Raw genomic sequence first — 15880 nt, forward strand, 5'->3', positions numbered from 1 at the left:
ATCTTCAGCTAGGACGGCCGCGGCGCGGCCGCGTGGATGTCAGCGCCAGTCGGCCAGCGCCGCGTCGAAGTCGGCCGCCGCGCCGATGGCGCGCGCGTCCAGCGACTTGTCGATGCGCTTCACCAGGCCGGCCAGGACCTTGCCCGGGCCGCACTCGGCGATGCGGGTGGCGCCACGCGAAGCCAGCGCCTGCACGCAGCCGGTCCAGCGTACCGGCAGGTAGAGCTGGCGCACCAGGGCGTCGCGGATCGCGTCCACGCCCTCGTGCACCTGCGCGTCCACGTTCTGCACCACCGGCAGGGCCGGTGCCTGCCACTGCAACTGCGCCATCGCCTCGCCAAGGCGGTCGGCCGCCTGGCGCATCAGCGGGGTATGCGAGGGCACGCTCACCGCCAGCTTGACCGCCTTGCGCACGCCGCGCTCGGCCAGCAGCGCCAGCGCCGCGTCGACCGCGGCCGCGTCGCCGCCGATCACGATCTGGCCGGGCGAGTTGTAGTTGGCCGGGACCACGATCCCGCTGGACGAGGCCTGGGTGCAGACCTCCTCCACCACCGCGTCCTCGGCGCCCAGCACCGCGGCCATCGCACCGCTGCCGGCGGGCGCGGCCTCCTGCATCAGCTGGCCACGCAGGCGCACCAGGCGCGCGCCGTCGTGCAGCGACAGCGCGCCGGCGGCCACCAGCGCGGTGTACTCGCCGAGGCTGTGGCCGGCCAGCAGCGCCGGCTGTGCGCCGCCCTGGGCCTGCCACGCGCGCCAAGCCGCCACGCCCGCGGCCAGCAGCGCCGGCTGGGTGAACTCGGTGCGGTTGAGCTGCTCTTCCGGGCCCTCCTGCGAGAGCTTCCACAGGTCGACGCCGGCGCCTTCGGAGGCCTCGGCGAAGGCCTCGCGCACCTGCGGGTGCGCCGCCGCCAGTTCGGCGAGCATGCCGACGGACTGGGAACCCTGGCCGGGGAAGACAAAGGCAAGCGTCGCTTGGGTCACGTGCTGTCGCAGTTCGAAGAAGGACGGCGATGATACGGGCGCAACGCGCCGTTTGTCTGTACGACCGCGTATGTGCAGGCCGCGGCGAACGCGCCCGGGACTGCCCGGAAACGCGGAAAGGCCGCACGGTGGCGGCCTTTCCGGTTCGCTGGACGTGGTGCCAGGCTCAGTAGCGCAGCAGCGCCGAGCCCCAGGTGAAACCGCCGCCGAACGCTTCCAGCAGCAGCAGCTGGCCGCGCTGCACCCGGCCGGAGCGCACCGCCTCGTCCAGCGCCAGCGGCACCGAGCCGGCGGAGGTATTGCCGTGGCGGTCGACGGTGACGACCACGCGGTCCATCGGCATCTCCAGTCGCTTGGCGGTGGCCTCGATGATGCGCAGGTTGGCCTGGTGCGGGATCAGCCAGTCCAGGTCGCCGCGGCCCAGGCCGTTGGCCTCCAGGGTCTCGTCGACCACGCCGTCCAGCGCCTTGACCGCGTGCTTGAACACCTCGTTGCCGGCCATGAGGATGCGCACGCCGGCATTGGTGGCGCCGGCGTCGAAGCCGCTGGACACGCCCGCCGGGCAGTGCAGCAGCTCGCGCTTGCTGCCGTCGGCGTGCAGGTGGGTGGAGAGGATGCCGGTCTCGCTGTCGGCCTTGAGCACGACCGCGCCGGCACCGTCGCCGAACAGCACGCAGGTGGTGCGGTCGGTCCAGTCGACGATGCGGGTAAGGGTCTCTGCACCGATCACCAGCGCGGTGCGCGCCGCGCCGGAACGGATGAACTTGTCGGCCACGCTCAGGGCGAACACGAAGCCCGAGCAGGCGGCATTGACGTCGAACGCCGGGCAACCGGCGATGCCCAGCTTCTGCTGCACCAGGCACGCGGTGGACGGGAAGATCACGTCCGGCGTGGTGGTGCCGACCACGATCAGGTCGATCTCCTCGGCCGCGATGCCGGCGGCCTCGATCGCCTTCAGCGCGGCCTGGTAGGCCATGTCGCTGGTGGTCTGGCCCTCGGCCGCCACCCGGCGCTCGCGGATGCCGGTCCGCGTACGGATCCACTCGTCGCTGGTGTCGACCACCTTGGCCAGGTCGTCATTGGTAACCACCTTCTCCGGCAGGTAGCTGCCGGTTCCGGCGATGCGCGAATAGATCCGCTCGCTCATGCGTACTCCCGCAGGGAAGGCTCCCGCGGGAGCCGGAGATTGGCCGCAAACCGGGCGGGCGCGACGCGTCCGCCCGAATGGGGGTCTCAGTCTTCCTCGACCACGTTCTTGGTGGCGATGACCTTCTTGCCGCGGTAGTAGCCGTCGGCGGTCACGTGGTGGCGCAGGTGGATCTCGCCGGTGGTCGGGTCGGTCGACAGCTGCTTGGCGGTCAGCGCGTCATGCGAACGACGCTGGCCACGGCGGGACGGGGTGACACGGGATTTCTGCACAGCCATGGGATTGCTCCAAACTCGGTTGAATTGCGTGTTCTGTAAAGCCTCGAAGCCACCCGCCGGTGCCGTTCCAGGGCGCCTTTGCGCGGCGGCGCGGCCGTACTACTTCTTTTTCAGGGCCGCCAGCGCCGCGAACGGGCTGGCCGCCTGCTGTTCTTCCTCGCTGGCCGACCAGGTCCGGTCGACCGGCTCGCTGTCCGGCGAGACCGGGACCACCGGCAGCGCCAGCACCAGTTCGTCCTCCACCAGGTCCAGCGGCCGCAGGATGCCGTCCTCCGGCACCAGCAGCGGCTCGTACCCCGGCGGCAACGCCGCCTCCTGGGCCTCGTCGCGGATCAGCCCCAGGCGCTGCACCGCCTTCACCGGGAACACGAAGCGCTCCAGGCTGCGCTGGCATACCAGCGACAGGCCGGCCTCCAGCGCCAGCTCGATGAACGGCACCTGCAACGCGTCCTGGCCGAACTCCAGCGTGAAGCTGCATTCGCCCTCGGTGTCGGCGAGGCTGCCCTGCAGGCGCGGCAGCGCCGAAAGCGCCACCCGCCCCTCGAACTGCCGCCGCGTGGCGACCATCCTCCAGGCGTCCAGCGTTTCGGGGACCTGCACTGCGGGCACACCAGCGGACATAAGCCGCTGAATGTTAAGGACCGCCCCGCCCCCTGTCAAACCCGCGCCATGAACGTTTGCCGGTGGGCGCGCGACGCGGGAGACTGGCGCGCCATTTTCCCACGAACCGGCCATGCTCGTCCTCGCCTCGACCTCCCCCTACCGCCGCGAACTGCTGCAACGCCTGCGCCTGCCCTTCGAATGCGCGCGCCCGGAGGTCGACGAGACCCCGCTGCCGGGCGAGGAAGTGGCGCCGCTGGTGCGCCGGCTGGCGGCCGCCAAGGCCGGCGCGGTGGCGGCCGCGCGCCCGGGCGACTGGGTGGTCGGCTCGGACCAGGCCGCCGAGCTGGACGGCCGCATCCTCGGCAAGCCCGGCGGTCGCGAGGCCGCGATCGCGCAGCTGGCGGCGATGGGCGGACGCGTGGTGCGCTTCCACACCGCGGTGTGCGTGCAGGGCCCGGGTGGCAGCTTCGCCGCCACCGACCTGACCCGGGTCCATTTCCGCCCGCTTGGGCGCGCGGAGATCGAGCGCTACGTCGACGCCGAGCAGCCGTTCGACTGCGCCGGCAGCTTCAAGTGCGAAGGCCTGGGCATCACCCTGTTCGAGGCGATCGAATCGACCGACCCCACCGGCCTCGTCGGCCTGCCGCTGATCGCCCTGTCCGGCCTGCTGCGCCAGGCCGGCTACGCCCTGCCCTGAAGCCCGCTCAGCCGCCGGCCGCGCAGCGCGGCGTGCGCACGAGTTGCATCCAGCCGTCCTCGACGCTGCCGTCGCGACCGTGCACGCGCAGCGCCAGGCGATGGCGCCCGGGGCGCACCCAGTCCGGCAGCCGGCCGCGGGCGACGAAGCCCACGTCCGGATGGGTGGGATCGGTGCTGTTGCGCCAGTACTCGGCCACCTGCGGCGCCGGTCGGCCATAGTCGGCGCGCGCCAGCACGCGCCCGTCCAGCAGCAGTTCCACCGCCTCCACGCCGACCCCGTCCTTGAACGCCCAGCCGCTGGCCTCGTACGCGCAGTCCAGGACCGCGCCAGCCGCCGGCGCGTCCATCCAGGCCAGCGCCGGCAAGGTGCACTGGCCCTCGGCGCGGCCGGGCGGCAGCCGGAACAGCAGGAAGCGCTGGGCGAGGTTGTCGACCGCCAGCACCTGCGGCGGCGGCAGCGGCCCCAGCCAGTCGCACAGCGACTGGTAGTACTGCAGCGTGTTCTTGAACGGCACGTCGCTGGCGGCGGCCACCAGCAGCACGTCCGAGTCCAGCGGCTGGTCCACCAGCAGGCCCCACAGCGCCAGCTGCGGCGAGCGGCCGTGGTGGGCGTTGAGCGGGTGCGGCAGCACGCGGATGTCCGGATCGCCCATGGCGAAGCCCAGCTGCGCGCCGACCTTGAAGCTGTCGCCCACCAGCACCGTGCCGTCGGGCATGTCGGCCAGCGCGCCGCGCACTTCCGCCGCCAGCGCGTCCCAGCCGGCGAAGTTGCGCGGATAGTGCTTGCTGCCGGCCAGTTCCGCGCGCACCGCCGGGATCGACACCGCCAGCAGCCAGGCGAACGCCAGCACCGCGCCGGCCGCGGTCGTGGCCCAGGCCGCGCGGCGCCAGTGCCGCGGCCAGCCCTGCAGCAGCAGCGCCGCCAACGGCAGCAATGCCAGCCAGGCCGGCAGCGGCCAGTGGAAGCTGACCCGCTCGGCATCGGTGAAGAACCCCAGCAGGAAGAAGCCGCCGGCCACCAGCCCGCCGAACAGGCCGAGGAAGCGCCACGGCGGCCGCAGCGCGCGCAGCGGCCGCGCGCAATGCCATGCGCCGCGCAGCATCGCCGCCAGCAGCAGCGGGGTGACCATCGCCGCCTGCACCGGCAGGAACGCCAGGCCGCCGGCATGCAGCGCCCACGGGTGCCGGTCCACGAACTGGAAGCGCACGCCGGCATCGCCGTGGTCCAGGTTCCACATCAGCAGCGGCGCCCACGCCAGCAGGCCCACCGCCAGGGCCAGCAGCACCCGCGGATCCTCCAGCAGGCGCCGGCCCTGCGGCAGGACCAGCATGGCCGCCGCGCCGGCCACCATCACCCCGGCGAAGCGGTAATGGCTCAGCGCGCCCAGGGCCAGGCCGATGCCCAGTTCCAGCACCGCCAGCGCGCTCACCTGGCGGGTGAGGTGGGTGCCGGCGTGCAGGCACAGCACCGTGGCCAGGGCCAGCGGCACGTCCGGCAGGGCCAGCAGCCCGAGCGTGCCGGACAGCGGCATCAGCACCGCCAGGCTGCCGGCATGCCAGCCCAGGCGGTCGCCGAACCAGCGCCGGCCGATCCGCGCCACCCACCACGGCACGAACGCGCCCACCAGCAGGAACGGCATGCGCAGCGCCAGCAGGTGGTCGCCGCCGAACTCGGTGCCGAGCCGGGCCAGCCACGCGGTCATGCCCGGCAGGTCGGAATAGGCCGGGGCCAGGTGGCGGCCTTCCTGCCAGTAGAAGGCCTCGTCCACGAACAGCGGCAGCCTTGCGGCCACCACCAGCTTCAGCACGCACGCCGCCGCCCACAGCAGGACGAAGGCGCGCCGCGCGCCTAGCCCGTCCTGCATACCCGGTACACTCCAGGCCGATCCGGTAACGCAGGCATGCGATGGCGAACTCCAGGGAAAGACAGTCACTGATCCTACCCGACCCGCTGGCCGACGCCCTCGCCCGTGCGCAGGAACAGGTCAATGCCATGGTCCTCGGCAAGGCGCACGAGGTACGCCTGGCCCTGGTGGCGCTGCTGGCCGGCGGCCACGTCCTGATCGAGGACCTGCCGGGCCTGGGCAAGACCACCCTGGCGCATGCGCTGGCGGCCACCGTGGGCCTGTCGTTCCAGCGCGTGCAGTTCACCTCCGACCTGCTGCCGGCGGACGTGCTGGGCGTATCGGTATACGACGCCAGTGCGCGCCAGTTCCAGTTCCATCCCGGCCCGGTGTTCACCCAGGTGCTGCTGGCCGACGAGATCAACCGCGCCCCGCCGCGCACCCAGAGCGCGCTGCTGGAGGCGATGGCCGAGCAGCAGGTCACCCTGGACGGCACCACCCACCGCCTGCCCGACCCGTTCTTCGTGATCGCCACCCAAAACCCGGTCGACCTGTCCGGCACCTTCCCCCTGCCCGACTCGCAGCTGGATCGTTTCCTGCTGCGCTTCTCGCTGGGCTATCCCGGCGCCGAGGCCGAGCGCGCCCTGCTCACCGGCGCCGACCGCCGCGAGCTGATCACCCAGGCCGCGCCGGTGCTGGGCGAAGGCGAGGTCCCGGCGCTGCGCGAGGCCGCGGCCCGGGTGCATGCCAGCGAGGCCCTGGTCGACTACGTCCAGGCCCTGCTGGCGCGCAGCCGCCGCCACCCCGGCGTGCGCGTCGGCCTGTCCCCGCGCGCCGGCCTGGCCCTGCTGCGCGCCGCGCGCGCCTGGGCCCTGCTGCTGGGGCGCGGCCACGTGCTGCCGGAGGACGTGCAGGCACTCTTCATCCCGGTCGCCGGCCACCGCCTGGTGCCGGAAGCCGAGGCCGACCAGGGCGCGGCCTTGGCCAAGGCGGTGCTGCACGCGGTGCCGGTGGACTGATGGAACGCCTGCGGGGCTGGGGCGCGCGCATGCGGGCGCTGGCCGCCGCGCTGGAGCGTCCGCGCGCGCCGGAGCCGCTGCCGGCGCTGATCGACCGCCGCCGGGTCTACGTGCTGCCCACCGGCTTCGGCCTGTTCTACGCCGCCCTGGTCCTGGTGATGCTGGTGGGCGCACTCAACTACAACAACAACCCGGCCCTGCTGCTGGCGCTGCTGCTGGGCGCCTCCGGGCTGGCCAGCCTGATCGCCACCCATCTGCAGCTGTCCGGGCTGCGGGTGGAGGCGGCCTCCGCCGAACCGGTGCAGGCCGGCCAGCCGCTGGCCCTGCGCCTGTCCCTGGCCAGCCGCGACGGGCGTACGCGGCGCGGCCTGCGCGCCGACCTCGACGGTGCCCAGGCCTGGGCCGCGGTGCCGGCCAACGGCTCGGCCGAACTGGTACTGCCCCTGCCCACCCGGCGCCGGGGCTGGCTGGGGCCGGGCCGCATCCGCCTGTCGACCACCCAGCCACTGGGCCTGGTGCGGGCGTGGTCGCGGGTCTGGCCACGCCAGCCGCTGCTGGTCTACCCGCGCCCGGAACCGAGCCCGCCGCCGCTGCCGGACAGCGCCGGCAGCCTCGGCCGCGGCCGCCCCGACCCGCTGGGCGAGGAACCGCACCAGCTGCGCGCCTACCGCCCCGGCGACCCGCCGCGCACCATCGCCTGGAAGCACAGCGCGCGCCGCGATGCCCTGGTGGTGCGCGAGTTCGAACGCGCCGAAGGCCGCGAGCTGGTGCTGGACTGGCGCGACCTGCCGGCGCTGGCGGTGGAGGCGCGGATCAGCCGCCTGGCCGCCTGGGTCGACCAGGCCGAACGCGAAGGCCGTCGCTACCGCCTGCGCCTGCCGGCGCAGGACGACATCGGCCCCGGCCAGGGCCCCGAACACCGCCACGCCTGCCTGCGGGCGCTGGCCCTGCTGCCGGACGGCGCCGCATGAGCCGCGCCGACGCCCCGCTGCTGCCCTCCTCCACCCGCGCCTGGACGGTGGCCACCGCCGGCCTGGCCCTGCTGCCGCTGCTGCTGCTCCTGCCGCCGGGCCTGGCGGTGGGGTTCGCCGGCGCCGCAGCGGTGGTGACCTATGCCTCCTGGGCCCGTCCCCTGCCGGCGTGGCTGCGCCTGCTGCTGGCCCTGGCCATGCTTGCCCTGGTGCTGGCGATGATGGGTCCACGCCTGGGCCGCGACACCGGCTGCGCCCTGCTGGCGGCGATGCTGGCGATCAAGCCGGGCGAGTCCCACCACCTGCGCGACGCGCGCAGCCTGCTGGGCTTCTCGCTGTTCGCCCCGTTCGCCGCGTTCCTGCTCGACCAGGGCCCGCTGTCGATGCTGCTGGGCCTGGCCGCGGTGCTCAGCGCGCTGCTGGCGCTGCAGCGCCTGGCCGACGTGGAGAACCAGGCCACCCCGCTGCCCCTGCGCGAGCGCTTGCGGGTGATGGGGCGGCTGGTCGCCATCGGCCTGCCCCTGGCGCTGGCCGCGTTCTGGCTGTTCCCGCGCCTGGCCACGCCGCTGTGGGGCGTGCCCGAGCGCGCGGTCGCCCGCCCCGGCCTGGCCGATCGCATGGAGCCGGGCACCTGGATCGACTTCATGGCCGATGACACCCCGGCGCTGCGGGTGCGCTTCGACACCCTGCCGCCGGCGCCGGAGCAGCTGTACTGGCGCGGCACGGTGCTGTGGAACTACGACGGCCGCGCCTGGACCCGCGAGCCGGGCCTGGACCTGCTGCCACCGCCCGCGCTGCAGCCGGCCGGAGGCGATACGTGGGCGTACGAGCTGGAGATGGAACCCACCGACCGCCGCCAGCTGGTGGCGCTGGACCTGCCGCTGCATGCCCCGGACGGCGCGCAGCTGGGCTTCGACCACACCCTGGCCAGCGACCGCCCGCTGGCGTCGCTGAGCCGCTGGCACCTGCGCTCGGCGCCGGCACGCCAGCGCGACCTGCAGCTGCATCCGCGCGTGCGCGCCCTGGCCCTGGCGCTGCCGCCCGGGCGCGACCCGCGCACCCGCGAACTGGCCCGGCACTGGCGCGCGGAAGCCGGCGACGACGATGTGGCGATCGTGCAACGCGCCCTGGACTGGATCCGCGCCGAATTCGGCTACACCCTGGAGGTGCCGCTGCCGGCACGCGACGCCGCCGACCAGTTCCTGTTCGAACTGCGCCAGGGCTATTGCGAACAGTTCAGTTCCTCCTTCGCCATCCTGATGCGCGCCGCCGGCGTGCCGGCCCGGGTGGTGATCGGCTACGCCGGCGGCTACCGCAACCCGTTCGCGGACTACTGGATCGTGCGGCGCATGGACGCCCACGCCTGGGTCGAGGTATGGCTGGAAGGCCGCGGCTGGACCCGCGTCGACCCCACCGCCGCGGTCGCCCCCGAGCGGGTCTACGACACCCTGGAGCAGCGCCGCGCGATGCAGGACGCCGGCGCCGGCCTGCGCGCGCTGCGCCTGCACAACGTCGGCCACCTCACCGACTGGCTGCGGCGCGGCTGGAACGACCTGGTCCTGGGCTTCAATGCCCAGCGCCAGCAGGCCCTGCTGCGGCCGCTGGGCCTGCAGCGGCTGGAACCGGCGCAGCTGCTGCTGGCGTTCGCCGCGCTGGCCGCGCTGGCGCTGGCGGCGATGGCCTGGTGGCTGGCGCGCGCCGAACGCGAGCGCGACCCGCTGCTGCGCGCCTGGCACCGCCTGGGCCGGCGCTATGCGCGCCTGGGGCTGGGCCGCGCCACGCACGAACCGGCCCTGGCCTGGGCGCAGCGGGTGGCCGCGGCGCGGCCGCAATCGGGCGCGGAACTGGTTGCACTCAGCCAACGTTTCGCCGATTCGCGCTACGCTCCGGTGCCCAAGGGGGAAATGCACCAGCTGGTCCGCGACCTGCGGAGGCATCGCCCCTGATCCTTCCGGAGGTTGAGATGACCTTGCGCAACACCATCCGAATCCTTGCCGCGGCCGCCAGCCTGTCGCTGCTGGCCGCGTGCGCCACCGCGCCCAAGCCGCTGCAGGGCAGCTTCCCGCAGCTCACCCCGCAACAGGCCGCCGGCAGCGTGCCCGCCGCCAGCCCGGTGCGCTGGGGCGGGCGCATCGTCGAGACCCAGCCCAAGCAGGACCGCACCTGCTTCCAGATGGTGGCCATGCCGCTCAACAGCAGCGGCCGCCCGCAGCGCAACGCCAGCGACGCCACCCAGGGCCGCTTCGTCGCCTGCCGCGCCGGCTTCTACGATCCGGCCGTGTTCACCCCGGGCCGCGAGGTGACTTTCGTCGGCCAGGTCGAGGGCACCGATACCGTGCGCATCGGCGAGTACGACTACAAGCTGCCCAGGCTGGCCGCCGACGTGGTCTACCTGTGGCCGGAAGTGCGCGAGGTCGAGGTGGTGGTCCCGCCGCCGGGACCGTACTGGGGTCCGTACTGGGGCCCGTACCGCCGCGGCCCCTGGGGCTGGTGGTGGTAAGCCGCGCCGGCCTTCCCCGGGCCAATGCGAAGACGCCGCCCGATGGGCGGCGTCTTCGTTTGTGGCATGCGCGGCGGAAGTCTGCCGCCGCTCAGCTGCCGAAGCGGCCCAGCGGCGCGCCCGCCAGCAGGTGCAGGTGGACGTGGAACACGGTCTGCCCCGCGTGCTCGCGGCAGTTCATCACCACCCGGTAGCCGTCCCGGGCCAGGCCCTCGCGGCGCGCGTACTCGGCCGCGGCCAGCATCAGCCTGCCCAGCAGCTGGGCGTGTTCGGGACGGGCGTCGTCCAGGGTCGGGATCGCCTCGTGCTTGGGGATGAACAGCACGTGCACCGGCGCCTGCGGCGCGATGTCCTTGAAGCCGAGGATGTCCTCGTCCTCGTAGACGATGGTCGCCGGGATTTCGCGGCGGATGATCTTGCCGAAGATGGTGTCGCTCATGGTCCGTATGCGGTTGGGCCTGGCGAGGCAGCTTACCGCAGCCGGGGTCCCTGTCCGCCCGGGAGGGGCCGCTGCGGCTTCAGGGCATTTCCGAGCGGCTGCCAAAGGCGTGCGAGAGCGTGCCGCGGTCCACGTATTCCAGCTCGCCGCCCAGCGGCAGGCCCTGGGCCAGGCGGCTGGGGCGCACGCCGTGCTGGCGCGCCAGCTGCGCCAGGTAATGCGCGGTGGCCTCGCCCTCGACCGTGGCGCTGGTGGCGATGATCATCTCCGCCACCTCGCCGCCGGCTAGGCGCGTGGCCAGCGTGTCCAGCCCCAGCTCGCGCGGGCCGATCCCGTCCAGCGGCGACAGCCGCCCCTGCAGCACGAAATAAAGCCCGCGGTAGCCGGTGGCGGTCTCGATCGCCATGCGGTCGGCCGGGGTCTCGACCACGCACAGCTGCTGCCGGTCGCGCGCGCTGCTGGCGCACACCGGGCACAGCTCGTCCTCGCTGAAGTCCCGGCACTGCGTGCAATGGCCGATCCGCTCCACCGCCTCGGCCAGCACCGCCGCCAGCCGCTTCCCGCCCTCGCGCCCGCGCTCGAGCACGTGGTAGGCCATGCGCTGGGCGCTCTTGCGGCCGACGCCCGGCAGCACGCGGAAGGCTTCGATGAGTTCCTCTAGAAGCATGTGATCAGTAATTCGTGATTGGGGATTCGCAGGTCCCGCCGCGCTCCGGGACGCGGCGCCGGCGGCCTGTGACATCAAGCGAGCACTGCAGTTGCCGTTGGCTCTTGCGAATCACGAATGACCATAACGAATCACGCTCTTCAGAACGGCAGCTTCATCCCCGGCGGCAACGGCAGCCCCGCCGAGGCGGCGGCCATCTTCGCCTTGGACTCGGCGTCGACCTTGTTGGAGGCGTCGTTGAAGGCGGCGGCCACCAGGTCCTCGACCATCTCCGGGTCGGACATCAGGCTGGGGTCGATCCGCACCTTGCGGCATTCCTTCACGCCGGTGAGGGTCACGCTGACCATGCCGCCGCCGGCGCTGCCGGTGACCTCGAGCTTGGCCAGTTCTTCCTGGGCGCGCTGCAGGTTCTCCTGCATCTTCTGCGCCTGTTGCATCAGCTGGGCGATATTGCCGCGCATCGGTTCAATTCTCGTCTACGGGTCGGATGGAGTCCGGCACCACGCGGGCGCCGTGCTGTTCGACCAGGCGGCGTACCGTCGGGTCGTTGAGGAAGGTCTCCTCGGCCGCGGCCTGGCGCGAGCCGCGCTCGCGGTCCAGCCGCTGGTGCAGGGTCTCGGCCGGGGCCGGACCGGTCTGGATCACGATCTTCGGCGCCCCGCCCAGCTGCCCGGCCAGGGCCTCGGCCAGCGCGTTCACCGAACGCTCGCTGCGCAGGTATTCGAAGCCCGGGTCCAGGGCCAGGGTCAGCACGCCATTGGCGTGGCTGACGAAGGCGGTATTGGTGGCCAGCTGCAGCGCCGGGCCGCTGAGGCCGCCGAGCTTGCAGCTGGCGACCCGCTGCAGCCAGTCCTCGGCATCGGCGATCACCGCGCCATCGGTAGCGGCGGGCGCCGTGGCCGCGGTGGCGGGAGCAGCGGGCACGACCGGCTCCGGCGTCGGCTCGCGCTGCGGCACCGGCGCACCCGGCTTCATCACGATGCCCGGCTGCAGCGCTTCGGCCGCGGCCGGAGGCGCACTGCCGGTGGGCGCGCGCGCCGGCATGGCCGGGGCTTCGTCCTGCGCGGCGGGCCAGGATGGCGGCGCCATCGGCGGCACTTCGCGCGCCGGCGGCTGCGGACGCGGCGGCGCGGCCGCCGCGGGCACCTCCCACGGCGGCGTGTCGGAAGGATCCGCGGACGGCGCTGACACGGGCTCGGCCCGTGGCGCGGCCTGCACCGGCGACGCGGCCACGGCCGTGGCCGCTTCCGGCGCCGGCGCGGCCGGAGCCGCCGCGGCGGCACCCGCCGCCGGCACGCGCTGGCCGCCACCGGAAGCGGCGGCCCCGCTGTCCGCGCCGGGGCCCGGCGGCGGCGCCCCGGCATCGGCCTCGGGCCGGAACGCCAGCATGCGCAGCACGCTCATCTCGAAGCCGACCCGCGGCGCCGGGGCCAGGTCCAGGTCGCGGCGGCCGTTGATCGCCATCTGGTACCAGATCTGCACCACCTCCGGCCGCACCCGGCCGGCGTAGGCGTCCACGTCGATGCCCTCGTCCTCGCGCCGCGCGCCCGGCACCAGCTGCCGCACCTGGATCCGGTGCAGCGCCTCGGCCAGCGCCTCCAGCACGTTGCCCCAGTCAGGGGCGAACCCGGCCAGGCGCTCGACCGTGGCCAGCAGGGCCTCTCCGTTGCCGTCGGCCAGCGCATCCAGCAGCGCCGCCACCTGGGTGCGGTCGACGCTGCCGAGCATGGCCCGCACTGCATCCTCGCGCAGCGCGCCGCCGGCGTAGGCGATGGCCTGGTCCAGCAGCGACAGGCCGTCGCGCAGGCTGCCGTCGGCCGCGCGCGCCAGCTGGCGGATCGCCCCGGCGTCGGCCTCGATGCCCTCGGCGGCCAGGATCTTCGTCATCTGGCCTTCGATCTGGCCCTCGTCCAGCCGCTTGAGGTTGAACTGCAGGCAACGCGACAGCACCGTGACCGGCAGTTTCTGCGGGTCGGTGGTGGCCAGCAGGAACTTCACGTGCCCCGGCGGCTCCTCCAGGGTCTTCAGCAGCGCGTTGAACGCCGCCTTGGAGAGCATGTGCACCTCGTCGATCAGGTACACCTTGTACTGCCCGCGCGAGGGCATGTACTGCGCGTTCTCGATCACCTCGCGGACGTCGTCCACGCCGGTGTTGGAGGCCGCGTCGATCTCCAGCAGGTCGATGTAGCGCCCGGCGTCGATGTCCTGGCAGGCGGCGCACTGGCCGCAGGGCTCGGCGCTGGTGCCCTTCTCGCAGTTGAGCGACTTGGCGAAGATGCGGGCGATGGTGGTCTTGCCCACGCCGCGGGTGCCGGTGAACAGGAAGGCATGGTGCACCCGCCCGCTGTCCAGGGCGTTGCCCAGGGCGCGGACGACGTGTTCCTGCCCGACCAGCTCGGAGAACCGCTTCGGGCGCCACTTGCGGGCGAGGACCAGGTAGGACATCGGCAGACCACGTTCGGCCGGGTTTCCGGCAGGACCGGCATTGTGCCATGCCCGCCGCGCCGGCCGCCCCGCGCTTGTGGCAAGGCCGCGCGGGCGCTAGAATCCCCGGCCCTGCTGGCCGTTGCGACGGCCCGGCAGGTTCCGGAGAGGTGTCCGAGTGGTTGAAGGAGCACGCCTGGAAAGTGTGTAGGCGGCTAAACACCGCCTCGGGGGTTCGAATCCCCCTCTCTCCGCCAGATACGAAAAGCGAAGGCCCCCGCAAGGGGGCCTTTTTCGTGTCTGGCGGAGAGAGGGGCTGGTTCAAACCCCTCACGGTTCGACCACCTGCGTAGCAGGTGGCGCGAGGCGCGCAGCGGCTCGCAATCCCTCCTCGCGCATCTGACGGAGAGAGGGGCCTGGTTCGAATCCCCTGGTTCGACCACCCGCGTAGCGGTTTGCACGGCCAAGCCCCCGCAGGGCGAGGCCCGCAAGGGTCGGATGATCTCCCCTCTCGCCGCCCGACACCGCCCACGCCGCGGCGCACTGCGCTTCGCTTGCCCGGGCCACGCAGGCAGCGCATTGCCCGCAACGGTGTGGAGTCATCCTGCTCAGCTGGCCTGGCAGAACTCCAGCGGCACCAGCTCCACCGCCCACCCGGCTTCTTCGCCCAGCAGCGCGGCCGGGTGCATCGCGGCGATCCGCAGCGCCTCCTCCTCGCTGTCGGCCTCGATCACGAACAGGCCACCCACCACTTCCTTGGACTCGGCGTACGGGCCGTCGCTGATGCTCGTCCTGCCGCCGCGCGGGCGCAGGGTCTTGCGCGCCGGCGGCTCGGCCAGCGAGGCCGAAAGGCGCATCCTGCCGGTGGCCTGCATCTTCCGGTCCAGCTCCGGGCATTGGCCGACGAGTGCGGCGACGGCCTCCGGCGCCATCGCGGCGAAGGCTTCGGGGGAGTAATAGGCCAGGCCAAGGTATTTCATCGCGTTGCCTTCATGGGACTGCCCGCACGACGAGCCAGCGGACCGGATATCGACCGGCGGCGGTGCCGGCGATGATGCGGCCGGGCGGCACGGTCCTGGCCCGTTTCCAGCGCCGCGTGGCCCGGCCGGCGCTTGTTGGCCCGGATGCCCGGCCATAGCATCGATCGGGCCAACCAGGCCGCCTCCCCATGCCGCGCATCGCCGTCCTTGCCTCCGAAGGCATCAGCCTCTTCCACCTGTCCGTGCCCAGCCTGGTGTTCGGGCGCGACCGCCGCGATGCCGGCCTGCCGCGCCACGAGGTGGTGGTCTGCGCGCAACAGCCCGGTCCGGTGGCCACGGCCGATGGCCTGCCCGTCGAGGTGGCGCACGGGCTGGAGGCGCTGGAAACCGCCGACATCGTCATCGTCCCCTCCTGGGGCACGCCTGAGGTCCCGGCGCCGGAGGCGGTCATCTCGGCGCTGGCGGCCGCGCATGCGCGCGGGGCGACCATCGTCGGTTTCTGCGTGGGCGCGTTCGTGCTGGGCGATGCGGGCCTGCTGGACGGGCTGCCGGCCACCACGCACTGGGCCTGGCGCGAGCGCTTCGGCCAGCGCTTCCCCACCTCCTGCTTCCGGCCCGACGTGCTGTACGTGGATACCGGCCGCGTCGTCACCTCGGCCGGCACCGTCGCCGCGATCGACTGCTGCCTGCACCTGGTGCGCCGGCGCTACGGCGCGGAGGTAGCCAACCGGGTGGCGCGCCGGCTGGTCACGCCGCCGCACCGCGACGGCGGGCAGGCGCAGTACATCGAGCAGCCGGTGCCCGAGCGCGTGTCCGACGACCGCCTCGCCACGGTGGTCGAATGGGCGCGCGGCCACCTGGACCAGCCGCTGTCGATCGACACCCTTGCCGGCATGGCGCTGATGAGCCGGCGCAACTTCACCCGCCGCTTCCGCGAGGCGGTGGGTACTTCGGCCCAGCGCTGGATCGCGACCGAACGCCTGCGCCTGGCGCAGCGCCTGCTGGAAACCACCGACCTGGCCATCGACCAGGTCGCCGAGGCCGCCGGCTTCGGCACCTCGCTGTCGCTGCGCCAGCGCTTTGCCGAGGACGTGGGCATGTCGCCCTCGGCGTACCGGCGGGCATTCCGGCAATCGGCCGGGCGCGCGGCCTGACGCGGCACATCGCTGCCATCGCGCGTGGGCTGCGCCGGGCGCAGCCGCTGGCGCGCGCCGGCACGCCATACCGCCGGCTTGCGGAGATTGGCCCGATTCCATTGCCTGCTGTCGCAAAGGCCAATGTCGGGCTTCCCGGGCGGACAGGAAGATGGCTCCCCTGCTTTCCCCCTG

16 protein-coding genes and 1 tRNA gene are annotated in these 15880 nt (G+C 73.4%); 7 read left to right on the plus strand and 10 right to left on the minus strand.

Annotated elements, in window-relative coordinates; all coding sequences use genetic code 11:
• Positions 1-39 precede the first annotated feature (39 nt).
• The 4 genes from fabD to PSEJ31_RS0104735 all read right to left on the minus strand — a co-directional run bounded on the left by fabD (position 40) and on the right by PSEJ31_RS0104735 (position 3027).
• Entirely contained in the window at positions 40-981 is a 942-nt protein-coding gene (gene fabD / locus PSEJ31_RS0104720) for an ACP S-malonyltransferase (RefSeq protein ID WP_028914801.1), read from the minus strand.
• A gap of 166 nt (positions 982-1147) precedes the next feature.
• Positions 1148-2128 (minus strand): beta-ketoacyl-ACP synthase III, encoded by a 981-nt coding sequence (locus PSEJ31_RS0104725; RefSeq protein ID WP_028914802.1) that lies wholly within the window; start codon positions 2126-2128, stop codon positions 1148-1150.
• Between the two features lie 86 nt (positions 2129-2214).
• On the minus strand, positions 2215-2406 hold the full coding sequence (gene rpmF, locus PSEJ31_RS0104730; protein WP_019397640.1) for a 50S ribosomal protein L32: 192 nt from the start codon (positions 2404-2406) through the stop codon (positions 2215-2217).
• Between the two features lie 99 nt (positions 2407-2505).
• Positions 2506-3027, minus strand: coding sequence for a YceD family protein (locus PSEJ31_RS0104735; RefSeq protein WP_037034489.1), 522 nt, complete (start codon positions 3025-3027; stop codon positions 2506-2508).
• 112 nt (positions 3028-3139) lie between these two features.
• Here PSEJ31_RS0104735 and PSEJ31_RS0104740 point away from each other — a divergent pair, with 112 nt between their 5' ends.
• On the plus strand, positions 3140-3706 hold the full coding sequence (locus PSEJ31_RS0104740) for a Maf family nucleotide pyrophosphatase (protein ID WP_019397642.1): 567 nt from the start codon (positions 3140-3142) through the stop codon (positions 3704-3706).
• 7 nt (positions 3707-3713) lie between these two features.
• On the opposite strand, the gene PSEJ31_RS0104745 is transcribed toward PSEJ31_RS0104740, so the two are convergent.
• Positions 3714-5573 carry a glycosyltransferase family 39 protein gene (locus PSEJ31_RS0104745; protein ID WP_019397643.1) on the minus strand — a complete coding sequence of 620 codons (1860 nt, stop codon included), beginning with the start codon at positions 5571-5573 and terminating at the stop codon, positions 3714-3716.
• Between the two features lie 41 nt (positions 5574-5614).
• Between PSEJ31_RS0104745 and PSEJ31_RS0104750 the strand changes: the two genes are divergently transcribed.
• Genes PSEJ31_RS0104750 through PSEJ31_RS0104765 form a run of 4 tightly spaced genes read left to right on the plus strand, consistent with a single transcriptional unit; the run spans position 5615 to position 10042 of the window.
• Positions 5615-6571, plus strand: coding sequence for an AAA family ATPase (locus PSEJ31_RS0104750; RefSeq protein WP_037034490.1), 957 nt, complete (start codon positions 5615-5617; stop codon positions 6569-6571).
• Positions 6571-7542 (plus strand): DUF58 domain-containing protein, encoded by a 972-nt coding sequence (locus PSEJ31_RS0104755; RefSeq protein ID WP_028914805.1) that lies wholly within the window; start codon positions 6571-6573, stop codon positions 7540-7542. The genes PSEJ31_RS0104750 and PSEJ31_RS0104755 overlap by 1 nt, the downstream gene beginning before the upstream one ends.
• Positions 7539-9488 carry a DUF3488 and transglutaminase-like domain-containing protein gene (locus tag PSEJ31_RS0104760; protein WP_028914806.1) on the plus strand — a complete coding sequence of 650 codons (1950 nt, stop codon included), beginning with the start codon at positions 7539-7541 and terminating at the stop codon, positions 9486-9488. Before PSEJ31_RS0104755 ends, PSEJ31_RS0104760 begins: the two co-directional genes overlap by 4 nt.
• A 17-nt stretch (positions 9489-9505) precedes the next feature.
• Positions 9506-10042, plus strand: a complete 537-nt coding sequence (locus PSEJ31_RS0104765; protein ID WP_037034491.1) for a Slp family lipoprotein — start codon at positions 9506-9508, stop codon at positions 10040-10042.
• Between the two features lie 91 nt (positions 10043-10133).
• Here PSEJ31_RS0104765 and PSEJ31_RS0104770 read toward each other — a convergent pair whose 3' ends face one another.
• From PSEJ31_RS0104770 to dnaX, 4 genes are all read right to left on the minus strand, one after another.
• Positions 10134-10481: a histidine triad nucleotide-binding protein gene (locus PSEJ31_RS0104770; RefSeq protein ID WP_028914807.1), complete on the minus strand. Its 348-nt coding sequence runs from the start codon at positions 10479-10481 to the stop codon at positions 10134-10136.
• 79 nt (positions 10482-10560) lie between these two features.
• On the minus strand, positions 10561-11148 hold the full coding sequence (gene recR, locus PSEJ31_RS0104775; protein WP_019397649.1) for a recombination mediator RecR: 588 nt from the start codon (positions 11146-11148) through the stop codon (positions 10561-10563).
• A 140-nt stretch (positions 11149-11288) separates the two neighbouring features.
• A complete protein-coding gene (locus PSEJ31_RS0104780; RefSeq protein WP_019397650.1) occupies positions 11289-11609 on the minus strand; it encodes a YbaB/EbfC family nucleoid-associated protein in 321 nt (106 codons plus the stop codon).
• A 4-nt stretch (positions 11610-11613) separates the two neighbouring features.
• Positions 11614-13593 (minus strand): DNA polymerase III subunit gamma/tau, encoded by a 1980-nt coding sequence (gene dnaX, locus PSEJ31_RS0104785; RefSeq protein WP_028914808.1) that lies wholly within the window; start codon positions 13591-13593, stop codon positions 11614-11616.
• A 143-nt stretch (positions 13594-13736) separates the two neighbouring features.
• Between dnaX and PSEJ31_RS0104790 the strand changes: the two genes are divergently transcribed.
• A tRNA-Ser gene (locus PSEJ31_RS0104790) sits at positions 13737-13829 on the plus strand.
• A gap of 351 nt (positions 13830-14180) precedes the next feature.
• Here PSEJ31_RS0104790 and PSEJ31_RS0104795 read toward each other — a convergent pair.
• Positions 14181-14552, minus strand: coding sequence for a YciI family protein (locus PSEJ31_RS0104795; RefSeq protein ID WP_028914809.1), 372 nt, complete (start codon positions 14550-14552; stop codon positions 14181-14183).
• Between the two features lie 188 nt (positions 14553-14740).
• Here PSEJ31_RS0104795 and PSEJ31_RS0104800 point away from each other — a divergent pair, with 188 nt between their 5' ends.
• On the plus strand, positions 14741-15706 hold the full coding sequence (locus tag PSEJ31_RS0104800) for a helix-turn-helix domain-containing protein (protein ID WP_028914810.1): 966 nt from the start codon (positions 14741-14743) through the stop codon (positions 15704-15706).
• The last annotated feature ends 174 nt before the right edge of the window (positions 15707-15880 follow it).

This window comes from Pseudoxanthomonas sp. J31 (genome assembly GCF_000510725.1).
Lineage (GTDB): Bacteria > Pseudomonadota > Gammaproteobacteria > Xanthomonadales > Xanthomonadaceae > Pseudoxanthomonas.

Excerpts from the sequence above, each read along its gene's own strand:
- PSEJ31_RS0104800 (WP_028914810.1), top strand. The coding sequence starts at position 14,741 with ATGCCGCGCATCGCCGTCCTTGCCTCCGAAGGCATCAGCCTCTTCCAC.
- PSEJ31_RS0104750 (WP_037034490.1), top strand. The coding sequence starts at position 5,615 with ATGGCGAACTCCAGGGAAAGACAGTCACTGATCCTACCCGACCCGCTG.
- dnaX (WP_028914808.1), bottom strand. The coding sequence starts at position 13,593 with ATGTCCTACCTGGTCCTCGCCCGCAAGTGGCGCCCGAAGCGGTTCTCC.
- PSEJ31_RS0104740 (WP_019397642.1), top strand. The coding sequence starts at position 3,140 with ATGCTCGTCCTCGCCTCGACCTCCCCCTACCGCCGCGAACTGCTGCAA.
- PSEJ31_RS0104755 (WP_028914805.1), top strand. The coding sequence starts at position 6,571 with ATGGAACGCCTGCGGGGCTGGGGCGCGCGCATGCGGGCGCTGGCCGCC.
- PSEJ31_RS0104765 (WP_037034491.1), top strand. The coding sequence starts at position 9,506 with ATGACCTTGCGCAACACCATCCGAATCCTTGCCGCGGCCGCCAGCCTG.
- recR (WP_019397649.1), bottom strand. The coding sequence starts at position 11,148 with ATGCTTCTAGAGGAACTCATCGAAGCCTTCCGCGTGCTGCCGGGCGTC.
- PSEJ31_RS0104760 (WP_028914806.1), top strand. The coding sequence starts at position 7,539 with ATGAGCCGCGCCGACGCCCCGCTGCTGCCCTCCTCCACCCGCGCCTGG.
- PSEJ31_RS0104780 (WP_019397650.1), bottom strand. The coding sequence starts at position 11,609 with ATGCGCGGCAATATCGCCCAGCTGATGCAACAGGCGCAGAAGATGCAG.
- rpmF (WP_019397640.1), bottom strand. The coding sequence starts at position 2,406 with ATGGCTGTGCAGAAATCCCGTGTCACCCCGTCCCGCCGTGGCCAGCGT.
- PSEJ31_RS0104735 (WP_037034489.1), bottom strand. The coding sequence starts at position 3,027 with ATGTCCGCTGGTGTGCCCGCAGTGCAGGTCCCCGAAACGCTGGACGCC.
- PSEJ31_RS0104745 (WP_019397643.1), bottom strand. The coding sequence starts at position 5,573 with ATGCAGGACGGGCTAGGCGCGCGGCGCGCCTTCGTCCTGCTGTGGGCG.
- PSEJ31_RS0104770 (WP_028914807.1), bottom strand. The coding sequence starts at position 10,481 with ATGAGCGACACCATCTTCGGCAAGATCATCCGCCGCGAAATCCCGGCG.
- PSEJ31_RS0104725 (WP_028914802.1), bottom strand. The coding sequence starts at position 2,128 with ATGAGCGAGCGGATCTATTCGCGCATCGCCGGAACCGGCAGCTACCTG.
- PSEJ31_RS0104795 (WP_028914809.1), bottom strand. The coding sequence starts at position 14,552 with ATGAAATACCTTGGCCTGGCCTATTACTCCCCCGAAGCCTTCGCCGCG.